Raw genomic sequence first — 18,131 nt, 5'->3', positions numbered from 1 at the left:
GGAAGTTCCCTTTATGGGCGAATAGAAACGTAATACATAAAGGAGATGCTATTGATGCATAAAAAATGGTGGAAAGAAAGTGTTGTTTATCAAATATACCCACGGAGCTTTATGGACAGCAATGGGGATGGAATTGGCGATTTACAAGGGATTATTTCTAAACTAGATTATTTAAAAAATCTAGGGGTAGATGTTATTTGGCTTTCGCCTGTTTATGAGTCACCGAATGATGATAATGGTTATGATATCAGTGATTATCAAGCGATTATGCGTGAATTTGGAACAATGGGAGACTGGGACGAGCTTCTTAAAGAAATTCATCGCCGTGATATGAAATTGATCATGGATTTAGTGGTAAATCATAGTTCAGATGAACATAAATGGTTTGTCGAAGCAAAGAAATCGAAAGAAAATCCATATAGAGACTATTATATTTGGCGAAAAGGCAAAGATGGAAAAGAGCCAAATAACTGGTATTCCAATTTTGGTGGTTCTGCATGGCAGTATGATGAACAAACCGATGAATACTATTTACATCTTTTCTCTAAAAAGCAGCCAGATTTAAATTGGGAAAATCCGACTCTTCGTAATGAAATTTATGAAATGATGCAATGGTGGTTAGATAAAGGAATCGATGGGTTTCGAATGGATGTTATTAACTTTATTTCCAAGCCAGAAGAGATGCCGGATGGAGAACCAAAACCATGGAAAAAATATGCATCAGGAAGTAAATATTATCGAAATGGACCAAGAATTCACGAGTATTTACAAGAAATGAATAAAATGGTTCTTTCCAATTATGATGTCATGACAGTAGGAGAAATGCCTGGGGTTACACCAGAATTAGCTGAAATATATACACAAGAAGAAAAGAAAGAACTGAATATGGTTTTCCAATTTGAGCATATGGGATTGGATAATGGTCCAAATGGAAAATGGGATTTAAAACCTTTGGATTTGCTAGATTTAAAGAAAAATCTTACGAAATGGCAAAAAGCTCTAGAAGATAAAGGCTGGAATAGTTTGTATTTCAATAACCATGATCAGCCTCGAATCGTTTCTCGTTTTGGAAATGACGGTCCATTACGAGTAGAATCTGCTAAAATGTTGGCAACTTTGCTACATATGATGAAAGGAACTCCATATATTTATCAAGGAGAAGAAATCGGCATGACCAATGTACAATTTGATTCCATAGAGGATTATCGGGACATTGAAATTCATCAATTTTATCAAGAACAATTGGAAGAAGGATTGTCTGTTGGAAAAATCATGGAAAGTATTTATGCAAAAGGCCGAGATAATTCCCGTACTCCGATGCAGTGGGATCATACGGAAAATGCAGGATTTACAACAGGTACACCTTGGATAAAGGTAAACACTAATTATAAAAAGGTAAATGTCAAAGGCGCAATTGCAGATCCGAATTCCATCTATCATTATTATCGCAAGCTTATTGAGTTAAGAAAAGAACATGAAGTGATCGTCTATGGCAACTATGATTTATTATTAGAAAATCATCCGGAAATTTTTGCTTATAAACGTTCTTTAAATGGGGAAACACTTGTTGTCATTTGTAACTTTAGTGAGAAAGAGATAGAGACAAATGTATTACAAGAAGTAACCTTTGATTCCTGTGAAATGTTAATAAGTAATTATCAAGACTCAGATAAAGAAGAAGAGGGAGAAATGATTCTTCTACCATATGAGGCGAGGGTGTATTTGGTTAAATAATGTTGTTGAAAATTTGAGACAAAGTATTTAGTGAGGACAGTTTAGCTAGCTTGAAAAGGGAGCTAAACTGTCCTTTTTAGTTTTTGGAATTCACTTTAGTGAACAATCAGACTATTAGCCATTATAGTACATTCCCTTGCTTTTATTAAAAAAGAGGATTTTATTTACTTCTATCGAATTTACTGGTGAAAACGTTTTATAAGTTCGGTTTTATGATAAATAAGAAGGGATGATTTCTAGTGCAAACATTTCAAAATCCAATAGTAAAGGGCTTTTCCCCAGATCCTTCAATTTGTGTGGTAGGAGTGGATTATTATTTAGTTACTTCAACATTCTCCTATTTTCCTGGAGTGCCAATTTATCATAGTAAGGATCTTGTGAATTGGGAACTTATTGGGAATGTTTTAGAACGAGAATCACAGCTTCCACTTGCTGGAGCTACACATTCCCAAGGAATTTACGCACCAAGTATCAGATACCATAATGGTGTTTTTTACATGATTACAACAAATGTACCGAAGTATGGAAATTTTATTGTGACAGCTACCGATCCTAGCGGTCCATGGTCTGATCCATATTATTTAGAGGGAGCAGAAGGAATAGACCCAAGTCTATTTTTTGATACGGATGGTAAATGTTATTATGTTGGCACAAGACCAAATCCTAATGGTCCACGTTATAATGGGGATTGGGAAGTATGGCTACAGGAATTAGATCTTTCATCCATGAAATTGATTGGTGTTAGTACGAAGATTTGGAAGGGAGCAATGAATAATGTTATTTGGCCAGAAGGTCCTCATCTTTATAAAAGGAATGGCTATTATTATCTAATGATTGCAGAGGGAGGCACTAGCTTTGAGCATTGTGTGACGATTGCTAGAAGTAATAAAATTGACGGTCCTTACATAGGAAATCCTTGTAATCCCATTCTTACACATAGACATTTAGGTCGTGACTATCCAGTATGTAATGTGGGACATGGGGACTTGGTTGAGACACCAGATGGTCAGTGGTATATGACATGTCTTGCTAGTCGTATTTTTGAAGGGTATAGCAATTTAGGAAGAGAAACATTTTTAGCGGAAGTAGTGTGGGAGAGTGACTGGCCAGTGGTTAATCCTGGAGTAGGACGATTAGAGGAAGTCCAAGAGCATAAGCTTTCGTTATACCCTGTTGAAAAGGGAAACTCAAAAATTCAGTTTGAACAACCATGGGATAAACGACTATTATTCTTGAGAAATCCAGATATGGCTAAGTACTCTCATTTGGATAGAGAGGGTTGGCTCAGAATGTATGCCTCCCCTTATACAATTAAAGAGCATGCCTCTCCTTCCTATATCGGTGTCAGACAACAATCGATGTGGTACACTCTTTCCACTAAGTTAGACTTTAACCCTAAAGAGAATGGCGAGGAAGCTGGATTAGTAATTCTCCAAAATGATCGCTACTCGACTCGATTTGTATCTGGTTTATTTGAAGGGAAAAAAGAGCTTAGGGTGATTACGAATTATAATGGGGAAGATAAGCTAGAGGGAAGGATATCAATTAATTCAAGTATTTTAACCCTAAACATAAAAGGAGATTGTCAGAACCTACATTTCTATTATTCTCAAGAGGGTGGGGAGGATGTAGTTGTAGCACAGAATGTAGATGCACATATTTTAAGCACAGAGGTGGCAGGTGGATTTGTTGGCTGTACCATGGGGATTTACATAACAAGTCCTTCTGAAGTATCAACTGATTGCTATGCAGATTTTGAATGGTTGGAACAATTGAATGAAGAAGAGGCGAATGTCATAGAGGGGGTGGAATTGCATGAATGAATGGCATTTATGCCTTTGTTAAGCAATGAAATGTTCTATAAATCTAGTATGGAAAAGTACTTTAAATTGTAAAAAAAACGGTTCTATTCTTATTGTATTTTCATTCGGAAATATATGGATTTAGCGATAATAGCTGTGATTTATTCTTAATTATGAGTCGTAATAGGGAATAATTGCTACTAGTTTACACTAGTAGCAAAAGAACAATAAAAAATGCACTTGAGAAGGCGTATGAAGTTGGGGATGCGATTGACGATGAAGAACACGAACTGGGTGTCTGATGTGCAGCCGCACAAATCTATAGTTACGAGAAAAAAAGTAATAGCAGGAATTAGTGCTACTGAGCCAACAACTCGCATTTCCCAAGAGCGTTTAACAGAAATGGGATATAAGTATCCCATATTTCTTTATATCAATTTGCTTATATAATAGAACATTGTTCCTTAATAAGGAACAACTGTGATTAGAGGGGATAGTTGCAAAAGAAGATGACTTTGTAAAAAAGAAAGTTAAAAAAGCGAAGATGAGAGTGAAATGATCATGAAACGATGGAAGCTAATATTCATGCCTTTTTTACTATCTCCAACTCTAAATGTAGCCTCTATTTAAATGGCGAATCAAAGTATATTAAGGAAATAAAAGGACTTTTGCCTCAAGTAGAGGTTATCCCAATTGGAGGGATAACTGAGGGAAATGCTCCTGATTTTTTGAAAGCAGGTAGTTTTGCTTTAGGGATTGGATCTACTTTGGTGAATGATAAATTGATTCAAGATTTAAATTTTGCAGAAATAGAAAGACGAGCAAAGCAACTAGTGAATGGAGGGCACTGAAAAACTGTTAGCTATTAATGATTAGTAGTAAGCACCTTTTAAACTTAGAGGGGGAATTGTTTTCCGAGGCGACAACTCGCTTTCCATGGGGCGAGCTCCAAGCCTCCTCGTCACTGCGTTCGCGGGGTCTTGGACTTTCTCGCAGCTCCCATAGGAGTCGAGCGGTCCCCTCTCTAAACCAACTTATTATTCGCTTTCAAAGACCTTAATCATCCTTAAATTTGAATACCTATACTTTTTCAGTACCATCTAGTGAATGTTGTCCAAGCCTATCAAAACGCAACAACAGCTACTCCTTAGAGTAAAGTGGTGAATACAATGAAGATTATAACGATAGATACTGGCATGACGAATTCAAGAATTTATTTAATAGATAACAAAAATAATCAGATAAATGATGTGGTTAAGAAGAATGTAGGAGTAAAGAACACAGCCGTTAACGGTTCAGTCGGTATATTGAAAAATAAACTTTCTTATGGAATCGAAGAGATATTCCAGCGAAATGGCTGTACCTATCAAGATATCTATTATATTGTAGCGGCGGGTATGATTACTACCAACTTAGGATTAGTGGAAGTTTCGCATATTGCTAGTCCCTGTGATATCAAAGATTTTGCAACATCATCTGTTGTAAAAATCTTACCAGAGTTTTTTAATATTCCTTGCAATTTTTATCATGTTATTAATATAGTCAAAAATCGACAAATGTTTGAAAATGTCGAAATTTTATGAATGATTTAGGATTGACCATAGATTAAATAGATGTTAGTTTATTGGTATAGGAAAACGGTTTCCTAAATGTTTTACTACTGAAAAAGAAAAGAAATTTTTCTTTTTTATCCAAAAGATTTTAAACGCTTACATAATGAGCAAGGGAGGGTATAATTTTATTTTTGATCCTGAGAAACCTGTATTTGCATGTTGGTGGTGGAAGATTTTTTTGCTTAAAATTATTTCAAATAAAGGGGAGATTTTAAATGGCTGAAAACTTACAAAATGCAACGTTAAATACAACAAAGGACGATGATAGAAAAGAAATACTTGAATTATACAAAGATCTTCGTGTAACAGATGTTCGTGATGGTATGGACTGGGTAGGAATGCATGGTTATGGAACAGTAGATCATAGCGTTAAGCCTTTATTCCGCACAAAGGTAGTGGGGATTGCTAGAACAGCACGCTATATGCCATTTGAGGGTCCCTATCCTAGGGTAACTGGTGATGAATATACAGAATGGGTTAAGTGGTACTATAGCGAAGTGTGCAACGATCCATGGGGACATGATATTGAAGAAGGCGATTTTGTTGTTCTTGATGTAAGCGGTATAGATGTCGGGTTACTTGGGTCTAATAATACCCTTGATCATAAAGCAAAAGGGTGTGTTGGTTATCTGACAAATGGTGGAGGAATCAGAGATACAGATGAAGTCATTTTACAAAAGATTCCGGTATGGTCTAAATTCGTTTCCCAAGGTATGGATCAGGCGAGAATTCGTTTTGATCAAAAGGATGTACCAGTTGCAATTGGTGGTGTAGCAATCTATCCAGGAGATGTTGTTGTGGCAGACGGAGATGGAGTCGTGGTAGTGCCAAGACATCTTGCATACGAGGTAGCGAAGTATGCTCACCAAGAATTAAAAGGGGATAAAACAGGTCGAAGAAATCTTTATGAAAGATTAGGATGGGAATTAGACCATACAGTAATCTAATAGGATAAAAATATATTCAAAGTAATAGAAAAACAGGGCTAATAGAATAGTATTATAAATCTACTATTATCCCTGTTTTTATCTTCTTGAAATATAATTAATGCAAGTAATGATTGTTTCGATTAACAAGTATTAAATTTTTAATAGTGTTTTATAGTAATCCTTTTATTTTAATTGAGAGCATAAATAACAAAGTATTATATTTTAGAGGAGGAAAAATAAAACATGGAATTTAAAAAAATAGGTTTTATTGGACTTGGAGCTATGGGGCTGCCAATGGCAAAAAACCTTTTGAAGAATGGCTTTGAATTATATATTAAGGCACATCATAACAGGGAACCGATTGAAGAATTGATAAAGGCAGGGGCGAAGGAAGAAACTTCTCTAGCGGATATTGTTTCTAGAAGTGAATTACTAATTAGTATTCTTCCTGCTGATCAAGAAATGGAGTCGGTGTTGTTATCATCAGAGGTGCTTAATCAGTTAACAACAGATAAGGTTCTTGTGGAAATGACATCAGGATCTCCTGAAATGATGAAAAAAATCAACTCAGCGTATCAAAATAAAGGTGTAGGGGTACTAGATGCACCTGTAAGTGGAGGAACTATTGGGGCTGAAAATGGTACATTAACCATTATGGTTGGAGGAGATAAAGCATTATTAGAAAAGTGTCATCCAGTATTAGAAGCTATGGCTGAAAATATATATTTAGTGGGGAAAATTGGAGCGGGCAAGGCCATTAAAGCTATTAATCAAATGCTAGCTGGTATCCATATGCTTGCATCTGCAGAGGCAGTAGCTCTGGCTGAGAAACTTGAAATAGATAAAGATATATTGAAACAAGTGGTCGGAAAAAGCTCTGGTGCTTCATGGATGCTATTGAATAAAATAGACACGCTTGCTAAAAGAGATTTTGAACCAGGTTTCAAGTTAGAGTTGATGAAAAAGGATATTCAAATAGCTGTGGAGGAAAGCACGGATAAGTTGCTTCCCCTGGTTTCATTTGTTTTAGAGAGATATAAACAAGCAGCTAAAGAAGATGGAGAACTTGATTTTTCAGCGATTAGCAAAGAGATATTAAGTTAACTAGATTAATTCTTGTTCTTTCGAATGTAAGCCTTATCATTATGGTGATTATAGTTATTTTTTATAATTTCACATTGTCAAACAAAGAAACTGATAAAGGGGATATCTAAATGAAAAAGTGGAGAAGACTTTGGATAACAATGGTTTCTATGTTTCTTTTACTTGGGGTAGTAGGGTGCAGCAGTGATGAGACTTCCTCAGAAAGCGGGGATAAAAAAGTTGAAATCCGTTTTTCATGGTGGGGAGATACGAAAAGGAACGAAGTATATAATGCTATTGTTGATCGATTTGAAGAGGAATACCCAAATATCAAGGTGAAAAGAGAGTTCGGCGGCTGGGCTGATTATTGGGAGCGCCTTGCAACACAAATAGCAGGAGGTAACGCACCAGACGTAATTAGTATGCATCAATTTTACGTATCGGATTATGCTCGAAGAAATGCTTTGCTAGATTTAAATGAATTTGTTCAATCCGATACCATTAATCAAAAAGATTTTCCAGAATCTGTTGTTGAGAGTGGCAAGGTAGATGGAAAGCTTTATATGGTTGCACAAGGTGTCACGATGTCAGGGTATGCTTATAATCCAGCTCTATTTGATAAATTAGGCGTTCCGTATCCTAAATCGAATTGGACTTGGGAGGACTTTGAGAATACACTCGCTCAATTAAAAGATAAGGGGATGTGGGGAACAGCTGATATGAGTGGTGGGCAGCTGCAACCAAACTTCCGTTATTTTGCTAGACAAAATGGGCAGGATCTATTTACTGAAGATGGAAAGCTCGGTTTTGATAAAGAAGTACTCCTCAAGTGGTGGAATATGTGGGATGGTTTCCGTAAAAATGGAGAAATTCCAGATGCTGAGACAGGGACTGAATATGAAAATGCACCATTAGAGCAAAATCTATTTGTTACAGGTAAAACAGCGCTATATCAAATACCAGCAAATCAACTTTATCTCTATCAACAACAATTTGAAGACGGCGAATTAGAATTAGCTAGAATGCCAGGAATGAAGGATGGAGAAGCAGGTGAATATATCGAAGGAGCTTACTTAAGCATTACAGAAAAATCAAAGCATCCAAAAGAAGCAGCTCAATTTATCAATTTCTTTATAAATGAAGAAAAATCACTTGAATTGTTTAAAGTGGAACAAGGCTCTCCTGGTTCTACAAAAATGGCGGAGTATGTAAAACCTTTACTAGAGCCAGCTCAAACAAAATCAGTTGAGTTTATCCAAGAAGCATTGCAAGACGCACACCCAGCTCCTTATGCTCCTCTTGGTGTCAATGAAGTAGAACAGGCATTTGCGGACAATGCAACTGCAATTTCATTTGGCAAAATATCAGTGGAAGAAGCAGCGGATAATTTTATGAAGCAAGCAGAGGGTATTTTAAATAACTAGATAATATACTGATAATCCATTAGGAGATGTCTTTTAGGATGCAGCCCTATTCTTATTCTACATCTGAGATGAATGTATAAATTATCTTGCAGCTATCACTAGTAAGGTTGATGTTATAAGCCATCTCCTGTAAGTAATCAAGGGAGGAGTTGAAATATGAACTATTTAAGAAAGGCTTGGAAAAGAAATGCTGTTGGATACTTTTTCCTTACACCATGGCTAATAGGTTTAATTGGATTAAGTCTCATACCTATGGTCACATCCCTTTATTTTTCCTTTACGAATTACGATATGTTTACCTCTCCTAAATGGATTGGTCTAGAAAACTATCAAAACATGCTAGAGGACACAAAATATTTAGCAAGTGTAAAAGTTACCTTAACTTATGTCCTATTAAGTGTTCCTCTGCAATTGTTATTTGCCCTAGGAGTAGCACTCGTTTTAAATAGAGGTTTAAGAGGACTTCGTTTTTATCGGGCTGCTTATTATATCCCTTCTCTTTTTGGAGGAAGTGTGGCGGTTGCTTTACTTTGGCGTCAATTATTTGGAGGAGATGGATTAATCAATAGAGTGCTGGAGTATTTTGGAATAGAGGGAGCAAATTGGATTTCTTCTCCAGATACGGCTTTATATACTCTTGTTATTTTAGCTGTCTGGCAATTTGGTGCACCAATGCTAATCTTTCTTGCTGGCTTAAAGCAAGTTCCTATGGAGCTTTATGAGGCAGCAAAGATAGATGGTGCAAGCAAAGTGAAGCAATTCTTCCGGATTACGTTTCCTTTTTTAACACCAATCATTTTATTTAACTTAATTATGCAGCTTATTCACGCTTTCCAAGCATTTACACCTGCTTATATTGTCAGCGGTGGTAAAGGAGGACCACTAGATTCTACCTTGTTTTATACACTTTATTTATATCAGAAAGCCTTTTCGCTTTTTCAAATGGGGTATGCTTCAGCTATGGCTTGGGTCTTGCTGGTTGCTATCGCTTTGATAACTGCCATTATATTTGCAACGTCAAAAAAATGGGTATTCTATCAAGAATAGGGGTGAACGCATGGAAACAAGTAAACCATTTACTGAATGGAAGGTTACGCAGCAAAAGGCAAGAAATCAATCCAAAAGAAGGATATCTAGACTATTTGTCCACTTAGTTATAATCCTAATTGGAATATTAATGCTTTATCCATTGATTTGGATGGTAAGTAGTTCTTTTAAAGAAAATACGGATATTTTTACTGGAACTAATTTTTGGCCGGAACAATTTAGATTGGATAATTATATTCAAGGCTGGTCTGGGTTATCCGGGTATAGTTTTGGAAGGTTCTTTTTAAACTCTGCTTTCATTTGCATATTAGCTATTATCGGGAATATAGTATCTTGTTCCATGGCTGCGTATGCCTTTGCACGACTTGACTTCGCCTTTAAAAAAGTCTTTTTTGCTATCATGTTAATCACTCTCATGCTACCATTTCATGTTACTGTTATTCCACAATATATCATGTTTAATAAGTTGGAATGGATCAACACATTCTTACCTTTAACACTACCCAAATTTCTAGCGACTGATGGTTTTTTTATTTTTCTTATGGTTCAATTTATGCGGACTATCCCTAAGGAATTAGAAGAATCTGCAAAGATGGATGGCTGTGGTTTAATGAGAATCTATTGGAGTTTAATACTACCGCTCTCCTTGCCAGCACTAATCACCACGATGATTTTTACCTTCATTTGGACATGGAATGACTTCTTTACCCAGCTTCTTTATTTAAGTGATATTAAATATTATACCGTTGCAGTTGGTCTAAGAATGTTTGTAGATGCAATGGGAGAAAGTTCATGGGGAGCTCTATTTGCAATGTCGACGCTTTCTTTAATTCCATTGTTTATTGTCTTTATCTTCTTTCAGAAATACTTAATAGAGGGTATTACAGCTGGAGGTATTAAAGGGTAGGAAAAATATGGAGGCAGATGGTAGACTAGAATTATCATTCTGACTGAAGAGGTAGTTTATATGAAAGTTACAATCAATGATGTCGCAAAAAAGGCAAATGTTTCAAAAGCAACTGTATCAAGAATAATTAATGGAAATTATGAAAGAAATACGGATGAAACAATAAATAGAGTATTAAAGGTGATTGAAGAATTAGATTATCGACCTAATGCATTAGCAAGAAGTCTAAAATTGACAAAAACCAATGTAATAGGAATCGTATTGTCGAACCTACAGAATCCATTTTGGACGAAAGTACTAGACGGTGTAGAGGATACTTGTCAATCCTTAGGATATAACTTGATGATTTTTAATTCGAAAGATAAAGCAGAATTAGAAAAAGAGCATTTTCGTGCTTTTGATATCCGTCAGCTTGATGGAATGCTTGTGAATCCTACATTGAAAAATTTCGACTTATATAAAAAATTTGTAATGAAGGATTACCCTTTCGTGGCAATTAATAGAAAAATTAGCGGATTAAATGTAAATACGATTACATCAAACAACATAAAAGGCGCAGAAATGGCTATTAATCATCTTTTAGCTATTGGTAGGAGAAAAATAGCTATAATTCTATATGAAACAGAAGGAATAAGTCCGAGATTTGAAAGATTAGAGGGCTATCAAAAGGCAATGAGAGACAATGGGTTGGAAATAGACAATTCGCTTATTAAGATCATCCCTGATAGAAAGGGTGAAGCAAGAAAAGCAGTCCAAAGTATGTTGGCAGTAGCAAAGCGTCCAGATGCTATTTTTTCAACGAATAATTTGATGACTTTAGAAGTGTTAGAGGCAATTAAAAAAATGAATCTTACTATTCCCGAGGATATCGCTTTGATAGGTTATGATGAAACGGTTTGGTCTGAACATCTAAATCCACCATTGACTACAGTAAAACAACCAGCGTATGAAATGGGAGGGATTGCTGCAAAGCGACTTATTGAGCTTATAAATATAGATAAAGGGGAGATTCCAACACCAGAAATTATTACATTGGAACCATTGTTAATTGTCCGCGAATCTTGTGGAGGGATAAAAAAGGAGGAATCATAATGACAAATATAGGATTTCGCATTTTACCGATTCAAAAAAGAGTAGAGAGACGTTTAATAGAAGAATTTCAACATGTTGTCACACCACATATAAGTGATAATCAAAATAGGGTGCATGCGATTGGAAGCAGCCTGCGTCCATACCATAAAGAAGGAAAACTTGTCGGCACAGCTATAACTGTAAGAACAAGACCAGGTGATAATTTACTTGTGCATAAAGCAATTGATTTGGCTGAACGAGGAGATGTAATAGTTGTCGACGCGGGAGGAGATACAACAAATGCAATAGCAGGAGAAATCATGATGCAATTAGCACGAAAAAAAGGTCTTGCTGGATTTATTATAGATGGTGCAATACGAGATTTAGGGGCCTTTCAGTGTCATGATTTTCCAGTTTACGCCAAAGGGGTAACGCATCGTGGACCATATAAAGACGGCCCCGGGGAGATTAATGTACCAATCGTAGTAGATGGAATGGTTGTTCAGCCAGGGGATCTTATGGTAGGTGATGAGGATGGTATTGCTGTAGTACCATATGATTTTGCAGAGGAAATTTTGCAAAAGGTGAAAGCGCAGGAAATCCGAGAAAAGGATATTTTAGAGTCAATTGATAATGGGACAATAGATAGAAGTTGGGTAGATGAAACACTTTGTGAGAAAGGCTGTGAGGTAAATGGTATATCCCAAAAAATTTGATTGGGAAAAACTGCAGTCATTTTGTTCCAAAATATTTGTTAAAGCAGGTGTTTCGAAAGAGAATGCTGATATTGTAGCTGAATCTCTTATTATGGCAGATTTACGTGGAGTCGATTCTCATGGCGTTGTTCGTACTGCCATCTATCTGGAAAGAATTGAAAAAAAAATGATAGATCCGTTAGCTGTACCAGAAATAGAATCTCAAGATTTTGCGACGGCTTTACTAAATGGTAACAATAATTTAGGCGCAGTTGTTGGTACGAAGGCAGTTGAAATAGCTTTAGAAAAAGCTAAGGATAGAGGTGCTGCTATCGTTGGTGTAAAGGGATCAAATCATTTTGGCACCGGTGCTTACTATGCATTAAAGGCAATGGAGAAGAATATGATTTTACTTGTTATGTCTAACGCTTCTCAAACAATGCCTCCAACTGGTGGGAAAAGACCATTTATTGGAACGAACCCTCTAGCGGTTGGTGTTCCAGCGGGAAAAGAGACACCATTTTTACTAGATATGGCAACAAGTGTTGTAGCAAGAGGGAAAATTATCGTTGCAGCGCAAAAGGGAATAGAAATTCCAATAGGTTGGGCGATTGATAAAAAAGGTCGTTCCACGACTGATCCAGAAGAAGCGCTTGAAGGAGCTGTTTTACCCTTAGGAGGTCCCAAAGGGTATGCAATTTCAATGTTTATTGATATTCTTTCTGGGGTATTAACTGGAGCAGGATTTGGGAAATACGTCTATAATATGTATGAAAATTGGGAGCAACCTCAAAATGTTGGTCATCTATTTATTGCTCTTGATATTGAAAGATTTATGCCAATAGAAGTTTTTAAAAACCGGATGGATTGTTATATAAAAGAATTGAAAGCGGAACCAAAATCGGAAGGTGTAGATGAAATTCTTATACCTGGGGAGTTGGAGTTTAGAAAAGTAGAAGAAAGAAAGCAACATGGAATTGAACTACCTAAAAAGGTAGTAAGTGAGTTAGATCAAATAGGAAAAAGATACTCTATTAATCTATTAGATGCTGTCATTTGTGAAATAGAAGAAAGGGAGGAAATGAATGAATGTTAACATTAAAAAACTTTCGATATGAGGTACCAACTGCAATTGAATTTGGTCCTGGAACCATCCAAAAACTGAGCCAATTCGTAAGAGAGCTTGGTGGAACGAATGTATTAATTGTTGGAGATCCAGGAGTGTTACATGCGGGAATTATAAAACGTTTAGAAGAACCTTTAGAGAGTGCGTTTATTCCTTATACTACCTTTACAGAGGTAGGGGTGGAAGCTTCTATTGAATCAGTAGATAAAGGGATCGAACTTGCTAAGATTAAAGGCTCAGATATTGTAGTAGGAGTAGGTGGAGGAAGTGCCCTGGATATTGCAAAAGCTATTGGGCTTATGCTAAAGAATTCAGGGAATATACGAGATTATGTTGGCATCGACTTAGTCCCTCATCCAGGTGCACCTGTCATTGCTGTCCCAACTACTGCAGGGACTGGAAGTGAAATGACAAGATTTTCCGTCTTATCCGATACAGCCGCAAAAGCAAAGCTTAGTGTTGGTAGCATGTATAATTGTCCTGCACTGGCAGTTTGTGATCCTGAATTAACCGTTACTTTACCTCCAAATATGACAGCTGCAACTGGTATGGATGCTTTAACACATGCTTTAGAGTCTTATGTAAACAAAGCGACGCAGCCAATCTCAGAAGCTTTATCAATTCAAGCAATGAGGCTGATAGCTGAAAATCTACGAATTGCTGTTGTACAAGGGGAAAATATAGAGGCGCGTCATAATATGCTGTTAGCTAGTACGGTTGCGGCTATGGCATTTAATACTACTCGTCTAGGGTTAGCGCATGCTCTTGCTATTCCGCTTGGTGCATTTTTTAAGATTCCTCATGGGGTTGTAAATGCGATACTTTTACCAGAGGTAATGGAGTTTAATATTATTGGCAATACTAGAAAATTTGCTGAAATTGCAAGGATATTTGGTGAAAATACGGAAGGTTTGACCGAACGTGAAGCAGCAGAATGTGCTGTTAAAGCTATTCGAAGATTGAATAATGATATTGGCATCACACAAACATTGTCTGATTATGGAGTAGAAGAAGAACATCTAGAATTTATTGTGGAGGAAGCAATGCTTTCTGGCAATGTTCCAGTAAATCCAGTAAAACCTACAAAAGAAGATTTGGAAAATATTTGCCGGGCTCTTATGAGAACAGAAGTAAATGAAAAAGTGTTGAATTTATAAGGGGGGATATGGATGACTGTAGTAGCATCAACAGAAATGTTTGAGTGGTTACGGGCAAATAAACCTAAAGTATATGGGAATTTTATAAATGGAGAATGGATAGAGAGTAGTAGCGGTGAAGTAATTTCTATTTATAATGCCGCAGATAATAGCCAATTGTTGTCCTCTTTTCAATCTTCAGAAGAAGAGGATGTGAACAAGGCGGTAGAAGCGGCACATCAAGCCTTTAAAGAATGGTCACAAGTACCAGGACCTGATCGAGGCGCTATATTATATCGATTTGCTGAATTGTTGGAAACGAATTTGGAAGAATTAGCATTTATGCTGTCAGCAGAACAGGGAAAACCGTTAGCTGAATCGAAAGGCGAGGTAATGCGCGCCGCAAAAGAGGCTCGCTTTTGTGCAGGAGAGGCCTTTCGAATAGAAGGAAGTACCTTACCAGGAGAAAGAGCCAATGTATGGAGTTCAACTATTCGTAAGCCAATAGGTGTAATCGCCGCTATTGCACCTTGGAACTTTCCAATCGTTACACCAGTCAGAAAAATTGCACCTGCTCTTGCATATGGATGTTCAGTCGTTTATAAGCCTGCATCTGTTACACCATGGACATCAGTTCGGTTAATGGAACTTTTTAAAGAAGCTGGAGTTCCAAGCGGTGTAGTAAATCTTGTTGTAGGAAGTGGTTCCAAAGTCGGCAATCCACTTGTTCACCATCCCTTAGTAAAAGGGATTAGTTTTACTGGATCAACTGATTTGGGCATCCAAATTAACAAAGTGGCAGCTGGACGATTAGCTAAGACTCAATTAGAACTAGGTGGGAAAAATCCAGCAGTTGTACTAGACTATCAAGATGTGAAGGTTGTAGCTAAACAAATTGTTTCAGCAGCTTTTGCGTGTAGCGGTCAGCGTTGTACGTCAATAAGTAGAGTAATTGTTGTAAAAGAGAAAAAAGAAGAACTGACAGAAGCAATTTTGCAGGAAACAAGGAAAATCAAATTAGGACCTGCGTGGGAACAAGATGTATCGACGGGGCCACTTGTAAATAAAGGACATCTTGATACGGTGTTTAACTATATCCAAATCGGTCTAGAGGAAGGTGCCAGAATTCGCCACGGCGGAGAAATTTTAAAAGGAGAAAAATATTCAAAAGGTGCTTATTTAACTCCTACAGTCATAGATTTGGTTATGCCAGAAATGCGAATAGCCAAGGAAGAAATATTTGGACCAGTATTATGTATACAGGAAGTGAAAGATGAAAAAGAGGCATTGGAGGTAGCTAATAATGTGGAATATGGACTCGCTGCATCTATTTTCACTAATCGTTTAAACGATGCCTATAATCTGGCAGATGAGATGGAAGCAGGAATGCTTCATATTAATCATGGAACAGCAAGTGCTGCCCATATGCCTTTTGGTGGGGTAAAGAAATCTGGAAGTGGAGCTTTTTCTATTGGAAGCTCTAATATAGAATTTTTCACAGTTCTTAAAGCGATATACATTGAATACTAAGAAAGAAAAAATTAATAAAGATTTTCAGCAGCACGGTTATTAATATAACTGTGCTTTCCCTTTTATCTCGTATTAATGGGTATGAAGGATACCACTATTTAAATAGGAGGAGTAAATGAAACCAACTGTCTATATTACAAGAAAAATTCCGGATGAAATTGTCAATAAAATAGCAGAAGAGTGTACGGTGAGAATGTGGGGAGAACAAGATATAGCTGTACCTAAATCTGTGTTGGAACAGGAGATAGAAGAAGCTGATGGGTTGTTCTGTTTATTAACGGAAACAATTGATAAAACAATGATTGAGAAGGCAAAAAAGTTAAAAATCATCAGTAATATGGCTGTTGGCTATAATAATATAGATGTGAACGCTGCAAAAGCAAAAAACATTCTTGTAACAAACACACCAGACGTTTTAACTGAAACTACGGCAGATTTAACCTTTTCGTTACTTATGGCTACGGCAAGAAGAGTAGTTGAGGCTTCTGCCTATTTGAGAAAGGGAAAGTGGAAAACATGGTCCCCTATGCAACTAACAGGACAGGATATTTATGGGGCGACGATAGGAATAATTGGTATGGGAAGAATTGGAGAAGCTTTGGCAAGGCGCGCCAAAGGCTTTAATATGAATATTATCTATTTTAACCGGAATCGTAAGCAAAAATTAGAAGAAGAAATAGAAATGCAATATCAGGATTTGAATTCTTTATTAAGGAATTCTGATTTTATCTGTATTATGACCCCTTATTCTTCAGAAACAAGAGGACTTATCAGTGAAAAAGAGCTTTCTTTAATGAAAAAAAGTGCAATTTTAATCAACACAGCCCGAGGAGGAATCGTAGATGAAGATGCTTTATATTATGCATTAAGAAAAGGAGAGCTATGGGCAGCAGGCTTAGATGTTTTTATGAATGAGCCTATTTCGGTAGATCATCCATTATTAACATTACCTAATGTTGTTGCTACTCCTCATATTGGTAGTGCTAGCATTCAAACACGATTGAAGATGGCGGACTTAGCTGCAGAAAATCTGTTATTAGCTTTAAAAGGCAGGATTCCAAAATATGTGATTTAATTATTTGGGGTAGTAGCAACAAACTTTACGAAAACAGCCATTATTTTAGAGGTTTTCCCCACTTTATTGGGAGATTTAGATCAATAAAGTGGGTTTTTTAAACAAATATATTAAAACAAACCCCCTAAACCCACTTCACCACATCATCAAATGCCTTCCGTGTTTTCGGATAAGGTTCTTTCGCGCGATATCCAAATGCTACCATTACAGAAATCCCCAAATGACCATCTTCTAAAAGTCCTTCTGCATCTAAAAGCTGATTCATTTTTTCGATATTAAACCCTTCAATTGGACAGGAATCGATGCCGATTTGAGCAGCTGCCGTCATCATATTTCCCAGAGCAATATATGTCTGTTTAGAAGCCCAGTCGAATAATGCACGATCGTTATCTAAATGGAAATCGTCTTTTTGGAATTCTTCTATGCGTTCGATCATTTTTGGAATGATTTCGGCAGGCAGTTTAGAGACATTCGTAAACTGCTCTTTTAAATAAGCAGAATCATATACAGTATCTATTTTTGTACGTGCTAATAAAATTACAAAATGGCTTGCTGCCGGGATTTTTGTATAAGCACCCCAAGAGGATTGTTTGATTTTATCTAGTAATTCCGGTTTCTCAATCACAAGAAATTTCCAAAGCTCTGTACCGAATGAGCTTGGGGAAAGACGGCCTGTTTCTAATATAAAATGCATGTCATCCTCTGGAATTTTCTTCGTTGGATCAAACTCCTTTGTAGCATGACGAAAGTTATAAGCAGCTAGAATTTCTTGTTTTAATTCTTCTTTATTACGCATCATATTTTCTCCTTTCAATATCCCTTCTCTAATTACCCAGTACTTCTTTAAGATAACCAATTCACGAAAGAGTATATCAAAGTGTGAGAATACTTTCTAAGAATTTGTTTGTATTATTTATAAGGTATTTTCCCAATGTTTAAAATGAAAACGATTTCTTTAA

The 18,131-nt window shown here is 36.6% G+C and carries 17 protein-coding genes; 16 read left to right on the top strand and 1 reads right to left on the bottom strand.

The annotated features are described in order from the left end of the window. The first annotated feature begins 54 nt into the window (after window positions 1-54). The 16 genes from AB3U99_RS20730 (at window position 55) to AB3U99_RS20655 (ending at window position 17,172) form a co-directional block, all read left to right on the top strand. Window positions 55-1,734 (top strand): alpha-glucosidase, encoded by a 1,680-nt coding sequence (locus AB3U99_RS20730; RefSeq protein WP_400243647.1) that lies wholly within the window; start codon window positions 55-57, stop codon window positions 1,732-1,734. A 239-nt stretch (window positions 1,735-1,973) separates the two neighbouring features. Next, the gene (locus AB3U99_RS20725) at window positions 1,974-3,557 is read left to right on the top strand and encodes a glycoside hydrolase family 43 protein (RefSeq protein WP_400243646.1); all 1,584 of its coding nucleotides are present in this window, start codon (window positions 1,974-1,976) and stop codon (window positions 3,555-3,557) included. Between the two features lie 255 nt (window positions 3,558-3,812). Then, window positions 3,813-3,986 carry a hypothetical protein gene (locus tag AB3U99_RS20720; RefSeq protein WP_400243645.1) on the top strand — a complete coding sequence of 58 codons (174 nt, stop codon included), beginning with the start codon at window positions 3,813-3,815 and terminating at the stop codon, window positions 3,984-3,986. A 119-nt stretch (window positions 3,987-4,105) separates the two neighbouring features. Continuing rightward, window positions 4,106-4,387, top strand: coding sequence for a hypothetical protein (locus AB3U99_RS20715; protein WP_400243643.1), 282 nt, complete (start codon window positions 4,106-4,108; stop codon window positions 4,385-4,387). 318 nt (window positions 4,388-4,705) lie between these two features. Beyond that, complete coding sequence (locus tag AB3U99_RS20710) at window positions 4,706-5,119, top strand: 2-dehydro-3-deoxygalactonokinase (RefSeq protein ID WP_400243641.1); 414 nt, start codon at window positions 4,706-4,708, stop codon at window positions 5,117-5,119. 245 nt (window positions 5,120-5,364) lie between these two features. Further along, window positions 5,365-6,096, top strand: a complete 732-nt coding sequence (locus AB3U99_RS20705) for an RraA family protein (RefSeq protein WP_400243640.1) — start codon at window positions 5,365-5,367, stop codon at window positions 6,094-6,096. Window positions 6,097-6,321: 225 nt separating this feature from the next. After that, on the top strand, window positions 6,322-7,182 hold the full coding sequence (locus tag AB3U99_RS20700) for an NAD(P)-dependent oxidoreductase (protein ID WP_400243639.1): 861 nt from the start codon (window positions 6,322-6,324) through the stop codon (window positions 7,180-7,182). A 110-nt stretch (window positions 7,183-7,292) separates the two neighbouring features. Further along, window positions 7,293-8,585, top strand: a complete 1,293-nt coding sequence (locus AB3U99_RS20695; protein ID WP_400243638.1) for an ABC transporter substrate-binding protein — start codon at window positions 7,293-7,295, stop codon at window positions 8,583-8,585. A 156-nt stretch (window positions 8,586-8,741) separates the two neighbouring features. Next, a complete protein-coding gene (locus AB3U99_RS20690) occupies window positions 8,742-9,632 on the top strand; it encodes a carbohydrate ABC transporter permease (protein ID WP_400243637.1) in 891 nt (296 codons plus the stop codon). Window positions 9,633-9,642: 10 nt separating this feature from the next. Beyond that, window positions 9,643-10,539 (top strand): carbohydrate ABC transporter permease, encoded by an 897-nt coding sequence (locus AB3U99_RS20685; RefSeq protein WP_400243635.1) that lies wholly within the window; start codon window positions 9,643-9,645, stop codon window positions 10,537-10,539. A 60-nt stretch (window positions 10,540-10,599) separates the two neighbouring features. Next, entirely contained in the window at window positions 10,600-11,631 is a 1,032-nt protein-coding gene (locus AB3U99_RS20680) for a LacI family DNA-binding transcriptional regulator (RefSeq protein ID WP_400243633.1), read from the top strand. Further along, entirely contained in the window at window positions 11,631-12,326 is a 696-nt protein-coding gene (locus tag AB3U99_RS20675; protein WP_400243631.1) for an RraA family protein, read from the top strand. Before AB3U99_RS20680 ends, AB3U99_RS20675 begins: the two co-directional genes overlap by 1 nt. After that, window positions 12,304-13,401, top strand: a complete 1,098-nt coding sequence (locus AB3U99_RS20670) for an Ldh family oxidoreductase (protein ID WP_400243630.1) — start codon at window positions 12,304-12,306, stop codon at window positions 13,399-13,401. The genes AB3U99_RS20675 and AB3U99_RS20670 overlap by 23 nt, the downstream gene beginning before the upstream one ends. Further along, window positions 13,395-14,588 (top strand): iron-containing alcohol dehydrogenase, encoded by a 1,194-nt coding sequence (locus AB3U99_RS20665; RefSeq protein ID WP_400243628.1) that lies wholly within the window; start codon window positions 13,395-13,397, stop codon window positions 14,586-14,588. The genes AB3U99_RS20670 and AB3U99_RS20665 overlap by 7 nt, the downstream gene beginning before the upstream one ends. Window positions 14,589-14,600: 12 nt before the next feature. Further along, window positions 14,601-16,097 carry an aldehyde dehydrogenase family protein gene (locus AB3U99_RS20660; protein WP_400243627.1) on the top strand — a complete coding sequence of 499 codons (1,497 nt, stop codon included), beginning with the start codon at window positions 14,601-14,603 and terminating at the stop codon, window positions 16,095-16,097. A 115-nt stretch (window positions 16,098-16,212) separates the two neighbouring features. Beyond that, on the top strand, window positions 16,213-17,172 hold the full coding sequence (locus tag AB3U99_RS20655; protein ID WP_400243626.1) for a 2-hydroxyacid dehydrogenase: 960 nt from the start codon (window positions 16,213-16,215) through the stop codon (window positions 17,170-17,172). A gap of 124 nt (window positions 17,173-17,296) precedes the next feature. Here AB3U99_RS20655 and AB3U99_RS20650 read toward each other — a convergent pair whose 3' ends face one another. After that, window positions 17,297-17,968 (bottom strand): NAD(P)H-dependent oxidoreductase, encoded by a 672-nt coding sequence (locus AB3U99_RS20650; RefSeq protein ID WP_400243625.1) that lies wholly within the window; start codon window positions 17,966-17,968, stop codon window positions 17,297-17,299. Window positions 17,969-18,131: the final 163 nt, after the last annotated feature.

Origin of the sequence: Niallia tiangongensis (genome assembly GCF_044704065.1) — a bacterium.
GTDB lineage: Bacteria > Bacillota > Bacilli > Bacillales > Cytobacillaceae > Niallia > Niallia tiangongensis.
The sequence above is the reverse complement of the archived record's forward strand: the minus strand, read 5'-3'. Positions and strand labels throughout refer to the sequence as shown.